Raw genomic sequence first — 16,314 nt, 5'->3', positions numbered from 1 at the left:
TGATCCATCTGCGACGCGAGGCGCGCCGGACAAAGCGGCGGCCGGGCCTTCCGGAGCGAAGACGCATTTCGCGCTTTTGCCCGGCCGTCGCGATGTGCGCGCATGACCTCAGAGTGTCTTGAGGTATTCGATCAGCGCCTTTCGATCGTCCACCGACAGGGCCGGCCCGATGACGCCCGGGATTTCCTTGTCCTTGCTGAAATCTTTCCTGAATTCGTGGCCCCGGTTCGAGTTGCCGCGAATGGAAGTCTTGAATTGGAAACCATTGGTGATCGGGTCGGTCTTGTAACCGAGCTTCACGGGGTCGTATTCGCGGTTGCCGAGATAGAATGTCGGCGGTCTTTTCTCGGGATCCCCAAGCAGATCCTCGATGGTCGGCACCGAACCGTTGTGCAGATAGGGCGGCGTCGCCCAGATGCCGTTCAGCGGACGGACCTTGTAGGCAAGCTCACCCCGCAGTTCGTTCGGCATATATCCGTCGATCCGCTTCCGCTCCGCGGGGCCAACGGGCGGTTTCTTCTGGTCGAAGACGTAGTCGACGGTTTTCTCTACCAGTTCGCCCAGTGCGAACGCGAAGCTGCTGCTCTTGATCCCGAGATTTTCGGGCACTGCGACCGTTCGGGCCAGCATGTCTGCCGCCTGCGCGGGATCGGTTCCGATATGCGAGATCGGAATATTTTCGACCTTGAGGATCGCTTCGCCGGCCTGGTTCTTGGTCCACCAGTCCTTGTTGTTGAAATCGTAGAACGCCTCGCTCGTGATCGGCGGCCGGTGACAGCCCTCGCAATGGGTCTTGTAGAGTTCGGCGCCCTTGTCGGCCAGCTTCTGGTCGATCGGCGGCAGAATGTCGTCCGGCCATTTCGGAGATTTCAGGCCTGAGAATTTGTCCTTCGCGTTCGGCGGCTTGTCGCCCTTGATCATCTGCTCCATGTCGTCGAGCGACTTCACATCGACGCTCGATTTGTACAGACCCTTTGACGGGTCGGTCAGATTGAGTTCCGACGATACGCCGAGCGATTCGCCGGCGTTGCGCACCATCGGCTGCATGATGGAGCCGTTATACTGCACCCAGTCGAACCATGGCGTGTTCCAGATCCGGGGGTAATGCACCGGCGCGGAGGAGCCGGCGTAGTTTTCCGGCTTCTTCAGGTCGATCGAAAACACCTGGTTGCCGATCCGGTTGAGCGCGTCGAGCCGTCCGTAACCTTCCTGGATGCTTTGGGAGGCGACGCGCTCTTCCAGGTTCTTGACCTGCTTGTACTGATTGAGAACCTGGTCGAGCTGGCTCTTCAGCGTTTCGCGGTCGTCGACGGTGGAGTCCGGCCCGAGAATGCGCTCGGCGAAGCGATCGAACCGGCCGGGCCAGTAGCGGGTCAGCGCAAGCGAGATGCCCATGCCCTGTTTCATTGCGAAGAGATCGGTGAGCGCCGGTCCGCCGTCGATGACGACGGCGGTGTCCTTGTAGGTGAAGCTGCCGGTGTGGCAGGCCGCGCAGGTCAGGCCGACAGCGGTCATCGCCTGCTTGGTTCGCGGGTTGCGCCAAACCGCGCCCGTCGAATCGAGCATCGGGGTGCCTTTCGCGAACCCGATCGGAAGCGTCTCCTTGCCGGGGATGATAGTGTCCGGGATGAAGCCATAGCGGTCGAGATAGGCAGTGTCGCTGAAGAGACCGACGTTGGTGAAGGGCAGCCACGAAATCGTCGGCTGCTCCAGCGCCATCAACCACTCATAGGGGAAGCCGAAGGTCCGGGTGCCCTGGTCGGCGTGATAGAACCAGCTCAGTTTGTTCTTGGCGATGCCCTGGTCGAGCCAAACGGTTTTCTTCGGCGTGGGACGCTCCACGAGCTTGACGTGAAGATCCTGCCAGAGCTTGGCGATATCGTCCTTGAATTCGCTGTAGGCGATGCCGACGATCACCAGCGCGATCACAATTGTCGCAATCCTCTTGCCACGCATGGCTGCCCCTTTTCAAAACCGCGTCGGTTGCGCGCAATAACCGTCTGTTATCAAAAAACGCCGGAAGGCGAATCATCCTCGGCGTGCGGTTGAGTATGATACCATCTTATAGTGGCGCTAAAAGACCTGTCGATAAATCCGATTTCCCGAACCAGGAAGTTTCCGGCCGGTTTGGCTTTCGTCAGGCTGTTTCCGGTATAGAGTCCCAATCGTGCAGTTGGATATCGGTCAGATCACATGAAGGCTGCCGAGGCGCAATCGATCCGAATCGAGACCGGCCCCGATGAAGCGGTCTCCGCCCTGCTGATCCAGCCGTCGCAAGCTCGCGCGTGTTACGTGTTCGCGCATGGAGCCGGTGCAGGCATGACCCATGCGTCGATGGAGACGGTTGCGGCCGGCCTCGCCGAGCGCGACATTGCGACGCTGCGCTATCAATTTCCCTATATGGAAAAAGGCAGCAAGCGGCCCGATGCGCCCAAGGTCGCTCACGCCGCGGTGCGAGCGGCGGCGGCGGAAGCCGGGCGACGCTGCCCCGCGGTGCCGCTGATCGCGGGCGGCCGATCGTTCGGCGGGCGAATGACGTCGCAGGCACAGGCGCTTTCACCTTTGGCCGGCGTTCGCGGGCTCGCGTTTCTCGGCTTTCCCCTGCATCCGGCCGGAAAGCCTTCCATCGATCGTGCGAAGCATCTCGCCGATGTCAAAATTCCGATGCTGTTTTTGCAGGGCACGCGCGATGCGTTGGCAGAACTGAGTCTGCTTGAGCCCGTCGCGAAAGGCCTGGGATCGCGCGCGACGTTGCAATTGCTGGATGGCGCCGATCATTCCTTTCATGTGCTGAAGAGTTCGGGGCGGAATGATCGCGAGGTAATGGCTGAGGCGCTGGATGCGTTTGCTGCGTGGGTGAAGGAGGTCGTCGGTTAAGTATTCCGACGTCGTCCCTGCCAACGCAGGGACCCATACGCCGCGGCGGTCATTGTGAATCGCTGTGGTAATCACCCTGCCCAAACAACTATCTCCTGTGGTTATGGGTCCCGGCTCGCGCTTCGCTTGGCCGGGACGACGGATGGAGTTGCGCGGCGCTCGATACCCACTACGATGCGGCCATGACAAGAATCCTGATCGTCAATCCGAACACGACCGCCTCGATGACCGAAACGATCGGCGCCGCTGCGCGCGCCGTCGCCGCGCCCGGCACTGAAATATCCGCCGTCACGTCGTCGATGGGGCCGGTCTCGATCGAGGGCTATTATGACGAGGCGTTCGCCGTGCCCGGCCTGATCCACGCACTAGTGAATGCGCCGGACGCCGATGCGGCAATCGTCGCCTGTTTCGACGATACCGGGCTCGACGCCGCCCGGACCGCTGCGCGCTTTCCGGTGGTTGGTATCTGCGAAGCCGCGCTGGTGACGGCGGGCCAGATCGCAAAACGCATCGCTGTCGTCACCACGCTGCCGCGATCGATCGTGCCGCTGGAGGAACTGGTGCGCCGCTATGGCTTTGCGGAGAGGGCGCAGGTCACCGCCTGCGACGTCGCGGTGCTCGATCTCGACAAGCCCGGCTCGGGTGCGGAGGCAAAACTGGAAGCCGAGATTTCTCGCGCGCTCGACAAAGGCGCGGAGGCGATTGTGCTGGGGTGTGCGGGCATGGCCGATCTCGCGGCCAAGTTGTCGCAAAAGTTCGGCGTGCCTGTCGTCGATGGCGTGGCGGCCGCGGTGAAGCAGGCCGAGGCGCTGGCCGGCCTGAAGCTCACGACGTCGCGGCGCGGTTCCTACGCGTCACCGGGCGTGAAGAAATACGTAGGCATGCTGGCGCCGTTCGCGCCAAAGACCTCAGATTAGGGTCTGAACTCATTTGTCCGGAAGTGTCTCGGTTTGAAATTGCCGTATGATGTGCAATCCTTTTTTCCTTGTCGGGAGGGAGAACCATGGATCGCACGCCGCCGCCAGTGTCGCTCGCCGCCGCGCTCGCTCTGCCACGAACACCAGGGAGATCGTCCGAAGTGTTCGTTGACGGTGATCTTGAGGTCAGATTCGCCGCTCGCCCCACCAACGGACCGCAGGTCCCGCATCAGCGCGATGAACTCTATTTCGTCGCCTCCGGAAGCGGCCATTATCGAGTCGAGGAAACGGTAACCGCAGTTGGTCCGGGCGACGTGCTGTTCTGTGCCGCGCATGTTGCCCATGGTTTCGAGAATATTTCGGAGGATTTTTCCGTGTGGGTCCTGTTTTACGGCCAGCAAAAGTAGCGGCACTCGATTTCAAGCTGATTCGTTACCATTACTGCTTCCGCCGCGCGTTTTCTTCATGCGAACCGGCATCCATTCGCTCGAAAACGTTACTGTTGGGGCGCGCCGTAGATCTTGTCGCGCAGCCGCCGCATGCCTGTCAGCCAGCGGTCGCGGCTGGAGGCCTTGCGTTGCATGTATTCGGCGACCTGCGGGTGCGACAAAATGAGAAAGCGTTCTTGCTCCATCGCTTCCATCACCATGCGCGCCACTTCCGGCGGCTGCAGCACGCCGTCGACCCTTGCCGCGCTGGGGCCCGGCGTCGTCATGCCTGTCTGCACCGACTGCGGGCAGAGCACGGAGACGCGGATGCCGCGGTCGCCATATTGAATGGCGAGATGCTCGGCGAGCGCGACCGCCGCATTTTTCGTCACGCCGTAAGGCATCGAGTTCAGCGACGCCAGCAGGCCTGCCGCGGAAGCGGTGTTGAGGAGATAGCCGGAGCCGCGCGCGAGCATGCCCGGCACCAGGGCGCGCGCCGCGAACACATGGCTCATGACATGGACGCGCCAACTCACGTCCCAATCGGCGTCGGAGGCGGTCTCCTGTCCCTTGCGCGACAGGCCGGCGTTGGAAAAGAACACGTCGACCGGTCCATACTTGTCTTCGGCAGCGGCGATCAGCGCCTTGATGTCTTCCTCCAGCCCGACGTCGGCCGTGATCGGCAATCCGTCGATGTCGCCGGCGACCTTCGCCAGTCTGTCGCGCGAGGTCTTGAGGTCGGCTATGACGACGCCGCGCGCCCCGGCCGCCGCATAGGCGCGCGCCACCGCTTCGCCGATGCCGCTCGCGGCTCCCGTGACGACGCAGACCTTGCCTTTGACGTGCATGTTCGGTTCCCGCCTGTTTCTTTTTCTTGAGCGTGTTCGAGAGTGATACGACCTCCGCCGCGCGGTCAATGCCGGTTTGCACCGGCGATCAATTTTTTGCAGGCACGGTGCGCGCCGCTGGTATCAGCTTCACCAGCGTGCGATGACGGCCGCACGGGACAAAGGATCGGGAGAATTGAAGGATGCTCGAAGTGCGGAATGAACAGGCCGTGACGGCACCGCTTGCAAACAAGCCGGAGTGGACGAGCGAGGCGGCATGGTCGCTCTACCGGATGCCGTTCAACGACCTGTTGTTCGAGGCGCAATCCATTCACCGCCGGCATTTCGATCCCAACCGCGTGCAGCTCAGCAAGCTGCTCAATATCAAGACCGGCGGCTGCCCGGAAGATTGCGGCTATTGCAGCCAGTCCTCGCATTATTCGACGGGGCTTGCCGCCTCGAAGCTGATGGAGGTCGAAAAGGTCGTCGCCAAGGCACGCAAAGCCAAGGCCGGCGGTGCAACGCGCTACTGCATGGGCGCGGCGTGGCGCAATCCGAAGCCGAGAGACATGGATGCCATCGTTGAAATGATCGGCGCGGTGAAAGGGCTCGGGCTCGAAACCTGCATGACGCTGGGCATGCTGGACCGCGATCAGTCGGACCGCCTCGGCGCGGCCGGGCTCGACTACTACAACCACAATATCGATACGTCGGCGCGCTATTACCCGCAGGTGACCTCGACGCGCACATTTGCCGATCGTCTCGACACGCTGGAGAATGTCCGGCAATCCGGCATGAAAGTGTGTTGCGGCGGCATTCTCGGCATGGGCGAGGAGGAAGCCGACCGCGTCGAAATGCTGGTCACGCTTGCGAACCTTGCCGAGCCGCCGGAAAGCGTTCCGATCAACATGCTGATCCCGATCGCCGGCACGCCGCTCGCGCAGGCCGCGCCGATCGCGCCCATCGAGTTTGTCCGGGTCGTTGCGCTGGCGCGCATCATGATGCCGAAATCATATGTCCGCCTGTCGGCGGGCCGCTCGGCGATGACCGATGAAATGCAGGCGCTGTGCTTCTTTGCAGGGGCGAATTCGATCTTCGTCGGCGACACCTTGCTGACGGCCGGTAATCCGGAGGACGAGGCCGACCGAAAGCTGTTCCAGCGGCTGGGATTGCAGGCGCTCTGACCGGGTTTGGAACAACCCGGCCTTCAGCCTTGATAGAGCCCCTTGTCGCGCGCCAGACGGGTGGCGAGCGCCGCCATCATGTCGAGCATCGGCGTCGAAAGTCCGGCCGCGCGTGCGAACGCGGCAGGCGCGCGCACCAGCACGTCGATCTCCATGGCGCGGCCGAGTTCGTAATCCTGCAGGATTGAAGGCTTGTGGTCCGGCGCGGGGCCGGAGCGCGTGACGCGCTTGACCTCGGGAAAACAGCTTTGTGCGATGCTGTTGGCTTCGTCGAGCAGGCGCGGCACGATGTCGGCGAGATCAGGATTGTCGCGCACGGCGCGCGCGGTCTGCCCGGTCAACAGGCACAGCACCGACATCGACATGTTGGTCAGGAGCTTTGACCAGATCGTCTCCCGGATCTGCGTGACCTCGGGCGAATCGATCGAAGCTTCGGTCAGCGCCGCTCGCAGCCGCGCGACCCGCTCGCTGGCGCGGTCGTCGCATTCGCCGATCAGGAGCCGGTTGCGCTCGGGCGAAAGATTCGCGGCGACGCCGGGGGCGACGACTTCGTTGGACGAAAACACCACGCCGCCGACGATAAGGGCTTTCGGGACGGCGGCACGCAGGCGTCCGCCGGGATCGAGGAAGGCCAGATCCGGCACCGGCGGATGCCCCGGCGAGAGCCCGATATCGTACCACCAGGGAACGCCGTTCTGCGCGAACACCACGGCGGTATCCTTGGCCAGCAGCGGCTGCAGCCCGCCCGCGAGGCTGGAGAGGCCGGTTGCCTTCAGCGTGCAGATGACGGCGTCCTGCCGGCCCAGCGCGGCGGGATCGCTCGATGCGCGCACCTTCGCCTTGAACTCGCCATTTCCAACACGCAGCGTCAGCCCGCCCGCTTTCACGGCATCCAGATGCGCACCCCGCATCACGCAGGAGACGTCATGTCCCGCCAGTGCGAGCCGCACCGCAAAATGGCTGCCGACGGCGCCCGCACCGAAAACGCAAATTCGCATGGGTCGAGAAATCCTGCTGGGAGGAAGGCCGTTTGCTAGTTTTCACAAGCCGTGATCGGGCGCAACAGGCCCGCCGCACAGGGCGGGTTGCGGACAGCGCGGCCTTGGCGGCGTCTGGAACTTCGCCGTTCAGTCAACGTTCATCCGTGTGCCGTCAAGCTCGCGGCATAACGACAATGGGACGTGCGACCATGAAGGGACGTACCATGTCAAAGATCACACTGGGAATTGCCGCGATTGTCTTCGCAACGGTGCTGTCCGTGGCGGACTTTGCCATCGCGAGAGGCGGTGGTGGTCATGGAGGCGGTCACGGTGGTGGCGGTCATGGAGGCGGCCGAGGCGGTGGTCATCACGGTGGTGGGCATCATGGTGGCGGCGGTCACCATTTCGGCGGCCGGCATCATGGCGGCGGCCATTTTCACGGCAGGGCGGCGCATTTCCGTTCGTTCTCCGGACATCGTTCATTCTCCGCACGCCGTTCGTTCTCAGCCCCCCGTTCGTTCTCCGCGCAACGCGCGAATTTTGCTGGGACCGGCCGGGCGCTGAACTCGCGCGCACTCGCCCGCAGCTATCGTCACACCGCAGCCCTGCATCGTCCCGCGGTGCGGGCCAGCGTGACCGCGGGTGCGGCGCTCGCAGGGTGGCAATATGGACGGTCCAGAGGCGGCGGCTGGTGGCGGCACGGCAATGGCGGCTACGGCTGGGTCGGACCGCTGTTCTGGCCGTTCGCCTATTTCGACATCTACGACTATGCGCTGTGGGGTCCGCGTGTCGGCGCCCCGTTCTGGTACTACGGCTACGACGACATCTATGCCGGCATGTTCGGGCCCTATGACTATCAGGGTCTTGCGGGCTACCTGCCGCCGCGCGGTTCGCCCGGCGCCGGGCCGGACCGGCTGGCGCTGTTCTGCGGCGAGGACAGCCGCGAAATCGCAGGGCTCCCGATCGACCTGATCGCACAGGCGATCGAGCCGACTGAGCCGCAACGCGCGGCCCTCGACGATCTTGCCAATGCATCGGTGACATCGGCGCAGAAGATCAAGGCGGCGTGCCCGACCACCGTTGCGTTGACGGCGTCCGGCCGGCTTGCGTCGATGCAGCAACGCATCGAGGCGATGATATCAGGTGTCGCGACCGTGCAGCCGGCGCTGGACAAGCTGTACGGCCTGCTGACCGACGAGCAGAAAGCGCGGATGAATGCCGTCGCCGAAGACCAGGAAAGGAAAACCGAGCGGCGCCGTAACCGGTCGGTTGCGCAGCCCTGCGACGTTACCCAATCGTCGGCCTTGCAATGGCCGGCCGAGGAAATCGAGGCGCGGCTGCATCCGACAGAGGCGCAACGCAGCGGCTTGACCGCCCTGCAGAACGCCAGCGCAAAGGCGGCGGACATGCTGGCTACATCGTGCCGGATCGACGAAACGGCCACACCGTCGGCGCGGCTCGCCGCCGTCGGCAAGCGGCTCGACGTCATGCTGCAGTCGGTCAAGCTCGTGCGCACCGCGCTCGATGATTTCTATGCGACGTTGAGCGACGAGCAGAAGGCCCAGTTCGAGGCGATCGGCCCAAGGCGGACCTCCCTGGCCGACAGGGTAGATATGATGCAGCGACGCGGCCGCCGATAGATCGGCGGCGGTGACAATGACTGCGATCCCGGCCTATTGTCCGGCACAACAAGATGCCGAACAAAAGGGGCCGCCGAATGACTGCCAATCCGGTTTTGTGGGATCTCGACGCGCGCGGCGTCGCCACGGTGACATTGAACCGTCCCGAGGTGAACAATGCCTATGACGCCGGGCTCATCAACGGCGTGCTCGCGGCGATGAATGAACTCGGCAGCAAGCCCAGTCTCCGCGTCGTGGTCCTCAAGGGGAACGGCAAGCATTTCCAGGCCGGCGCCGATTTGAAATGGATCAACGGCGTGCGGCCAAAATCGGCGGATGAAAACGAAAAGGTATCGCGCGCGACGTTCGAGGCCGTGCAGCGGCTGAATACGCTGCCGATCCCGACGGTGGCGCTGGTGCAGGGCGGCTGCTTCGGCGGCGGCACCGGCGTGATCTCGGCCTGCGACATCGTCGTTGCCGCCGACAACGCGCTGTTCTCGATCACCGAAGTGCGCTGGGGCCTGACCGCCGCGATCATCATCCCGCAACTCTGCGACGCCATCGGCATCCGCCAGGTCCGTCGCTACGCGCTGACCGGCGAGCGGTTTGGCGCGGAGGAGGCGCGGCGAATTGGGCTGGTGCATGAGGTGGTGCCGCTGGCCGAGCTGGAGGCTGCGGGAGCAAAAGTGGTGGAGCAACTGATCGGCAACGGCCCGGAAGCGCTGGCTGAAACCAAGGCGCTCGCGATGGAAAGCTCATTCGGCGGAATGGGCGTGGACGACGAAGCCTATGCGCGGCTGGTGAAGATGCATTCGGACAGGCGCCAAACCAGGGAGGCGTCGGAGGGGCTGGCGTCGTTTGCGGAGAAGCGGGCTGCGAACTGGGGCGCAACCGCATAGGCGTTGGGCTCTGCCACGCTCGATGATGTTTTTTGCAGGAGTATCGAATTTGCCATCGAAACGTATTGCCATTGCCGGGCTGGGGGAAATCGGCAAAACCGTGGCGCGCAAACTGGTGCAGGGGTTACCAGGCCTCGCGCTCGCGGCGATCACGACGAGGGATCAAGCGAAAGCGCAGGCCTGGCTGGATCGCGAAGGCATCGCCTGTCCGCTGGTTTCGCTCGATGAACTGCCCGCTCACGCCGACCTCGTTGTCGAATGCGCGCCGGCGGCGATCCTCGATCAGATCTGCCGGCCGATGCTGAGCGCCGGCAAGCAGGTCATGGTCCTGAGCGCCAGCGCGCTGTTGCCCCGTCCCGATTTGGTCGATCTCGCCCGCGCGCATGGCGGTCAGATCATCGTGCCGACCGGCGCCTTGATCGGTTTCGATGCGGTTTCAGCTGCCGCCGAAGGCACCATCAACAAGGTAGAGATGGTGACACGCAAGCCGCCCGGAGGTCTCGCCGGCGCGCCCTATCTTGTCGAGAACGGGATTTCGATGGAGGGCCTGAAATCCGCTCTCTGCGTTTTCAAGGGCTCGGCGCGGGAAGCCGCCGCGGCCTTTCCCGCCAACGTCAATGTCGTGGCGGCGTTGTCGCTCGCAGGCATCGGTCCCGATCGCACGACGATCGAAATCTGGGCCGATCCGGCGGTGACGCGGAACTGTCATCAGATCAGGGTCGATTCTGACTCGGCCTCGTTCACGATGGGAATCGAAAACATCCCGTCGGAAAATCCGAAGACGGGCCGCATCACCGCGCTCTCGGTGATCGCGGCGCTGCGCAAGCTGACTTCGCCGCTGCAGGTCGGAACCTGAATCCCCGCGGCCGCAATAGCTAAAATCCCCTGTCCGGGGCATTATCGCCCGCCCACCATCCGGGAATGTCACCTTGCCTGCCAAAACCATTGAAGAACCCGCGCGCCAGATTCCGCTGTACGGCGAATACGAAGTCGCCGTCCTTGGTGGCGGTCCTGCCGGCATTGCCGCGGCGGTGGCTGCGGCGCGGGCCGGGCGGCGTACGCTGTTGATCGAGCGCTACGGCTTTCTCGGCGGCATGGGTACGGCCGCAGGCGTGACGAATTTCTGCGGGCTGCACGCCAATGTTCATGGCGAGATGCACCGGGTGGTGCAGGGCATCGCCTCCGATCTGCTCGCGCGGATCGACCGGCTCGATGGGCTCAACACGCCGCATCTGATCCTCGGCAAGATCTTTGCGCAGGCCTACGACACGGCGGCCTACAAGATTGCGGCGGATGATTTGCTCGCCGCCCACAAGGTCGACATCCTCTTTCATGCGCTCGGCGCTGGCGTCGTGATGCAGGATGACAAGCGCATCAACGTGCTGATGGTGGAAACCAAGGCGGGCCGCCAGGCGGTGCGCGCCGGCATCTTCATCGACTGCTCGGGCGATGGCGACCTCGCGGCCTGGGCGGGGGCGCCCTTTGAAGTCGGCGACAATGCCGGCAGCATGCTCTATCCCTCGATGATGTTCCGCCTCAACGGCATCGATCCCGAAAAGGCCGGCGACGCCTGGCGGACGATCCCGGCGCTGATGGAAAAGGCGGAGGCTGCGGGTACGCATCGATTTCCACGCAAGACCGCGATCGTCCGGCCGCAGCGCTCGGCGATCGAATGGCGGGTGAACTTTACCCAGCTCGCGCGCAAGGACGGCACGGCCATCAGCGGGATCGAGCCCGACGACCTCACGCGCGGCGAGATCGACGGCCGGCGGCAGGCGGTGCAAGCGTTCGAATTCCTGCGCACGGTGCCAGGATTTGAAAAGTCCTACATCGTCGACCTGCCGCCGCAACTAGGCATCCGCGAGACGCGGCGCGTGATCGGCGGCTACATGCTTTCCGGCGAGGATGTGCTCGGCTGCGCCTCGTTCGACGATTCCATCGGCGTCAATGGCTGGCCGATGGAACAGCATGTCGCGGGAGATGTGACCTTCACATTTCCGCCGATCCCGGAATCCCGCGGCTTCAACGAATTGCCGTATCGCATGCTGGTGCCCGAGGGCATAGACAATCTCCTGATGGCCGGGCGCTGCGCCTCGATGACCCATGACGGCCAGTCGGCGGCGCGGGTGTCCGGCGCCTGCTTTGCGATGGGGGAGGCGGCAGGCGCCGCGGCGGCGCTGGCGCTGTCGGGCAATACGATTCCACGCGACATTGCGGTTGAAAAGTTGCAACAAGGCCTGAAACAACAGGGCGCGTTCATCGGGCGGGACCAGAAGGTGCCCGAAGGGTTGTAGAGCGATGCGCTGCAGAGGGATGAAATATGCTACGTCGTCCCTGTGAACGCAGGGACCCACACGCCGCGCCTTTCGTTGGGCGCTTGGGCAGACGGCTTTTGCTATTACAAAGTCCTGTGGTTATGGGTCCCTGCGTTCGCAGGGACGACGATGTAGACAGGCTACGACAAGAAAAGGCGGAGGAGACGGGATGAGGAAGTTTGCACGGCTCGCGCTGGCGGGCCTGTTGGCGATATCAGCAGGCGGGATCGCGCGGGCCGATGATGCGCAAAAGGCAAAAATCGGCGTGCTCCGTCTGTCGTCGTCGGCGCCGGTGTTCATCGCGCAGGACAAGGGCTATTTCCGCGAAGCAGGCCTCGATATCGAATTGAAATTCTTCGACGCGGCGCAGCCGATCGCGGTGGCGACGACGTCGGGCGACGTCGATTTCGGCATCACCGCGTTCACCGCCGGGCTTTACAATCTCGCCGGCAAGGGCACGCTGAAGGTGATCGGTGGTATGAGCCGCGAGAAGGCGGGCTATCCCTTGATCGGCTACTTCGCCAGCAACAATGCCTATGCGGCCGGCATGAAGACGCCGAAGGATCTGGCGGGCAAGCGCATCGCGGTCACCCAAGTGGGTTCCAGCTTTCATTATTCGCTGGGGCTGCTCGCCGACAAATACGGCTTCAAGCTCGCGGACGTAAAGGTGCTGCCGCTGCAGTCGCTGTCGAATGCCGCGGCCGCGCTCAAGGGCGAAACCGTCGATGCCGCGCTGCTGCCGATCTCGACCGCGCGGTCGCTGGTGGATTCCGGTGGCGCCAAATTCCTCGGCTGGGTCGGCGATGAGACGCCGTGGCAGTTAGGGGCGGTGTTCGCCTCGCCGAAGACGCTGACCAACCAAGCAGCGGTCACGAAGCTGCTCGCTGCATTGGTGCGCGCCGACCGCGAATATCACGACGTGATCCTGGCTTCCGTGAAGGACGGCAGGGCCGAAATCAACGACAAGACGAAGCCGCTGCTCGAAATCATCGCCAAGTACACCAATTTGCCGGTGGAGCAGGTGGTCGGCAATTGCGCCTATATCGATCCCAACGGCAAGCTCGACGTCAAGAACGTCGACAACCAGATCGCGTGGCTGCAGGAGCAGGGCTTTGTCGACAAGGGATTTACGGCAGACGCGATCATCGCGAAGGAATATGTGAAGGCGGATTGAGGGTGAGGCGTGCCAGAGCCGTCATTGCGAGCGGAGCGAAGCAATCCATGCCTCGGCACCCGCTTCGCGTTTGTCGCAGGCAATGACGAGCCCGGTATTGAACTAGGAACCACATGGACCTGATCGCCGACCATATCAGCCACCGCTTCGGCGGGCTCGACGTGCTCGACCACGTGTCGTTCACGGTTGCCTCGGGCGAGGTGGTCGCGATCGTGGGGCCCTCCGGTTGCGGCAAGAGCACGCTGTTGTCGATCCTTGGCGGGCTGCTGCGCCCGAGCGAGGGAGGGGCAGAGCTGCGCGGCGCGGCGCCCGCCGACAGCCTCAATCCGTTGACCTTCGTGTTCCAGGATTTTGCGCTGCTGCCGTGGTGCACGGTGGAAGCGAATGTCGAGTTTCCGCTTGCTCATACCGCGCTCGACGCCGCCACGCGCCGCGCCGTCGTCGATGACGCGCTGCGTCGGACGGGCCTTTCGGATTTCCGCAGCGCCTATCCGAAACAATTGTCGGGGGGCATGCGCCAGCGCGTCGGTATTGCGCGGGCGCTCGCGGTGCGGCCAGCGATCCTTTTGATGGACGAGCCATTGTCGGCGCTGGATTCGCAGACCCGCGAATTGCTGATAGAAGACTTTATTCGTTTGCTCGCGGACGGGGCGATGGGCGCGGTCTATGTCACGCATAATCTGGAAGAAGCGGTGCGGCTCGCCGATCGCATCGTGGTGCTGTCGCGCCGGCCGGGGCGCGTCAGGGAGATCGTCGAAATCCCGATGACGCGCGCCGAGCGCGGTGCGATCGATGCGCGCGGCAAGTTGCTGGCGCTGCAGAACGATCTGTGGTCGCTGATCCGCGAGGAGGCGATCGATGCCGAGCGCGAGGTGCAGCATGCTTGAGCGCGCGCCCTCGCAGGATAAGCCGCGAGACGAGAGCACGCGGCGGTCGGTCGCTTTCCGCGGCGCGGGTTTTGTGCCGGGCGGGGGGCGCACTTCCGGCTGGATCGCGCTCGCGCTTGTGATCGCGCTGTGGCAACTCGCCGGCAGCGCCGGTCTCGTCAACCCGCTGTTCCTGCCGGCGCCGTCGGCAATCGCGGTCGCGATCTACAAGCTCGCGATGTCGGGCGCGCTCTGGCAGCATGTTTCGGCTTCGGTCGTTCGGATCGGCAGCGGCTGGGTGCTCGGCACCGTGGCCGGCGTAGTCGTCGGTTTTGCGATCGGGCTGTCGACGCTGGCGCGCGGCGTCGGCATCACCTTCATCTCCGCGCTGTTTCCGATTCCGAAAATCGCGCTGCTGCCGCTGTTGATCCTGTGGCTCGGAATCGGTGAGGAGCCGAAGATCGCGACCATTGCACTCGGCGTGTTCTTCTCAACCGCGATCTCGGTCTATAGCGGCGTCGATGCGGTGCCGCGCAATTTGATCCGGATGGCGCAGAGCTTTAATGTGCCGTTCCATGCCATCGTGCGCCGCGTGATCTGGCCGGGCGCGCTGCCATCGATCCTGGCGGGTTTTCGCATCACGGCGTCGGTGGCGCTGCTGCTGGTGGTAAGCGCGGAAATGATCGGCGCCCAGTTCGGCATCGGCGCGTTCGTGCTGCAGGCCGGTAATTTGATGCAGACCGATCAGCTATTGGCCGGTGTCGTGATCCTGTCGCTGTTCGGGCTGGCGGTAGGGAAGGCGATCAACGTGCTGGAAACGCGGTTGCTGCATTGGCGGTGAGGCTTGATTGTAGGGTGGGCAAAGCGAAGCGTGCCCACCACCTGTGCCCTCCACAAGAATGGTGGGCACGTCGCTAACGCTCCTTTGCCCACCCTACGAGTCAGCTGTCGTCCCTGCGAACGCAGGGACCCATACCGCGTGATTTGTCGATAGGGCAATGTGGCCGACGCCTTCCGTACAACGAAGGCCGGTGGTTATGGGTCCCTGCGTTCGCAGGGACGACGATAGACCATTCGCGACAATCACCTCACGCGTTGCCGCGGTCCTCGCGGAACAAATCGAGCTTCTGCTGCACCGGACGGTCGGAGAACGAGAACAGCACCGAATCGGTCTCGGCTTCGTGCGTGACCCAGTGCCAGCTCGGCACCACGAACAGGTCGCGCGCGCCCCACTCAAAGGTCTGGTCGCCGATCCGGGTGCGGCCCTTGCCTTCGATCGCGGCGAACACGGTGGCGTCGGTCGCACGGTAGCGCGCGGTCTTGAAGCCTTTCGGTAGTAGCTGGATGAAGGTGCCGATCGTTGGCATCGCGAAATCGCCGGTCTCGGGATTGGAGAACTTCAGCTTGAGCCCGTGGCAGGCATCCCATTCGTCGCGCGTCTTGGCCCGCTCCAGCGCCTCGCGGGTGTAGCTATAGGGATAGTTGAAGATCGGCGAGGTCTTGGATTTGCGCTTCGCGTCGACCGGCAGCAGGTTGTGACCGTAGCGCGCAAAGCTGTCGCCGGCGGGTTTTGAGATCTTCTGCTGGTCCTCGTTCGATCCTTCGGCAAAGGACGCATCGAAGAACTGCACCATCGGGATGTCGAGCCCGTCGAGCCAGAACATCGGCTCATTTGTTTCGTTGGAATGGTCGTGCCAGGTCATCGACGGCGTGATGACGAAATCGCCGGGCTCCATCGCGGTGCGCTCGCCGTCGACGGTGGTATGGGCACCCTTGCCTTCGAGCACGAAGCGCAGTGCCGACTGGCTGTGCCGATGCGCGGGGGCGACGTCGCCGGGGACAACCATCTGCACGCCGGCAAACAGCGATGTCGTGACCTTCGACTGGCCGCGCAGGCCGGGATTCTCCAGCACCAGCACCCGCCGCTCGGCTTCCTTGGCGGTGATCAGTCGGCCGGCTTCGGTCATGTAATCGCGGATCGAATCGAACTTCCACAGATGCGGCCGGCAGGCGCTTCGCGGCTCCGGCGTGACGAGATCGCCCAGCACGTTCCACAGCGCGGAAAGATTTTCGCCGTCGATCTTCTTGTAGAACGCCTCGCGTTCCGGCGTCTTCTGCACGGCTTCCATGGCAAGCCTCCCGTCGTTCTTATTGGATCGATTGACAGTATGCTTACAATATGGATACGTCAATGTGGTAAACCCGAACAAGCCAGAAGAATCAGGGAG

Annotated in this window: 16 protein-coding genes; 12 read left to right on the top strand and 4 right to left on the bottom strand. The window is 63.6% G+C overall.

Annotated elements, in window-relative coordinates:
* Window positions 1-108: 108 nt before the first annotated feature.
* On the bottom strand, window positions 109-1,956 hold the full coding sequence (locus tag ACVWVY_RS03965; protein WP_456625152.1) for a di-heme-cytochrome C peroxidase: 1,848 nt from the start codon (window positions 1,954-1,956) through the stop codon (window positions 109-111).
* Window positions 1,957-2,193: 237 nt separating this feature from the next.
* On the opposite strand from ACVWVY_RS03965, the gene ACVWVY_RS03960 reads away from it, so the two are divergent.
* From ACVWVY_RS03960 to ACVWVY_RS03950, 3 genes are all read left to right on the top strand, one after another.
* A complete protein-coding gene (locus ACVWVY_RS03960) occupies window positions 2,194-2,877 on the top strand; it encodes an alpha/beta hydrolase family protein (protein ID WP_456625151.1) in 684 nt (227 codons plus the stop codon).
* 182 nt (window positions 2,878-3,059) lie between these two features.
* Window positions 3,060-3,794 (top strand): aspartate/glutamate racemase family protein, encoded by a 735-nt coding sequence (locus ACVWVY_RS03955; RefSeq protein WP_456625150.1) that lies wholly within the window; start codon window positions 3,060-3,062, stop codon window positions 3,792-3,794.
* An 86-nt stretch (window positions 3,795-3,880) separates the two neighbouring features.
* The gene (locus tag ACVWVY_RS03950; RefSeq protein ID WP_456625149.1) at window positions 3,881-4,201 is read left to right on the top strand and encodes a cupin domain-containing protein; all 321 of its coding nucleotides are present in this window, start codon (window positions 3,881-3,883) and stop codon (window positions 4,199-4,201) included.
* Between the two features lie 89 nt (window positions 4,202-4,290).
* Here ACVWVY_RS03950 and ACVWVY_RS03945 read toward each other — a convergent pair whose 3' ends face one another.
* A complete protein-coding gene (locus ACVWVY_RS03945) occupies window positions 4,291-5,070 on the bottom strand; it encodes an SDR family oxidoreductase (RefSeq protein WP_456625148.1) in 780 nt (259 codons plus the stop codon).
* Between the two features lie 182 nt (window positions 5,071-5,252).
* Here ACVWVY_RS03945 and bioB point away from each other — a divergent pair, with 182 nt between their 5' ends.
* Window positions 5,253-6,233 (top strand): biotin synthase BioB, encoded by a 981-nt coding sequence (bioB, locus tag ACVWVY_RS03940; protein WP_456625147.1) that lies wholly within the window; start codon window positions 5,253-5,255, stop codon window positions 6,231-6,233.
* Between the two features lie 23 nt (window positions 6,234-6,256).
* Here the strand turns inward: bioB and ACVWVY_RS03935 are convergent, their stop codons facing one another.
* Window positions 6,257-7,231, bottom strand: coding sequence for a ketopantoate reductase family protein (locus ACVWVY_RS03935; protein WP_456625146.1), 975 nt, complete (start codon window positions 7,229-7,231; stop codon window positions 6,257-6,259).
* A gap of 297 nt (window positions 7,232-7,528) precedes the next feature.
* Between ACVWVY_RS03935 and ACVWVY_RS03930 the strand changes: the two genes are divergently transcribed.
* From ACVWVY_RS03930 to ACVWVY_RS03895, 8 genes are all read left to right on the top strand, one after another.
* The gene (locus ACVWVY_RS03930) at window positions 7,529-7,777 is read left to right on the top strand and encodes a hypothetical protein (protein WP_456625145.1); all 249 of its coding nucleotides are present in this window, start codon (window positions 7,529-7,531) and stop codon (window positions 7,775-7,777) included.
* Between the two features lie 68 nt (window positions 7,778-7,845).
* Window positions 7,846-8,853: a Spy/CpxP family protein refolding chaperone gene (locus ACVWVY_RS03925; RefSeq protein ID WP_456625144.1), complete on the top strand. Its 1,008-nt coding sequence runs from the start codon at window positions 7,846-7,848 to the stop codon at window positions 8,851-8,853.
* A gap of 77 nt (window positions 8,854-8,930) precedes the next feature.
* Window positions 8,931-9,731, top strand: a complete 801-nt coding sequence (locus ACVWVY_RS03920) for an enoyl-CoA hydratase-related protein (RefSeq protein WP_456625143.1) — start codon at window positions 8,931-8,933, stop codon at window positions 9,729-9,731.
* Between the two features lie 25 nt (window positions 9,732-9,756).
* On the top strand, window positions 9,757-10,587 hold the full coding sequence (locus tag ACVWVY_RS03915) for an aspartate dehydrogenase (RefSeq protein ID WP_456625142.1): 831 nt from the start codon (window positions 9,757-9,759) through the stop codon (window positions 10,585-10,587).
* A 73-nt stretch (window positions 10,588-10,660) separates the two neighbouring features.
* Window positions 10,661-12,025, top strand: a complete 1,365-nt coding sequence (locus ACVWVY_RS03910; RefSeq protein ID WP_456625141.1) for an FAD-dependent oxidoreductase — start codon at window positions 10,661-10,663, stop codon at window positions 12,023-12,025.
* Window positions 12,026-12,215: 190 nt separating this feature from the next.
* A complete protein-coding gene (locus tag ACVWVY_RS03905) occupies window positions 12,216-13,220 on the top strand; it encodes an ABC transporter substrate-binding protein (RefSeq protein ID WP_456625140.1) in 1,005 nt (334 codons plus the stop codon).
* Between the two features lie 113 nt (window positions 13,221-13,333).
* Window positions 13,334-14,107 (top strand): ABC transporter ATP-binding protein, encoded by a 774-nt coding sequence (locus ACVWVY_RS03900; protein ID WP_456625139.1) that lies wholly within the window; start codon window positions 13,334-13,336, stop codon window positions 14,105-14,107.
* Complete coding sequence (locus ACVWVY_RS03895) at window positions 14,100-14,927, top strand: ABC transporter permease (protein WP_456632093.1); 828 nt, start codon at window positions 14,100-14,102, stop codon at window positions 14,925-14,927. The genes ACVWVY_RS03900 and ACVWVY_RS03895 overlap by 8 nt, the downstream gene beginning before the upstream one ends.
* Before the next feature lie 247 nt (window positions 14,928-15,174).
* Here ACVWVY_RS03895 and gtdA read toward each other — a convergent pair whose 3' ends face one another.
* Window positions 15,175-16,215 (bottom strand): gentisate 1,2-dioxygenase, encoded by a 1,041-nt coding sequence (gene gtdA / locus ACVWVY_RS03890; RefSeq protein ID WP_456625138.1) that lies wholly within the window; start codon window positions 16,213-16,215, stop codon window positions 15,175-15,177.
* Window positions 16,216-16,314 lie beyond the last annotated feature (99 nt).

It is taken from the genome of Bradyrhizobium sp. URHC0002 (genome assembly GCF_054059515.1).
This window is presented reverse-complemented; position numbering and strand designations above follow the sequence as displayed.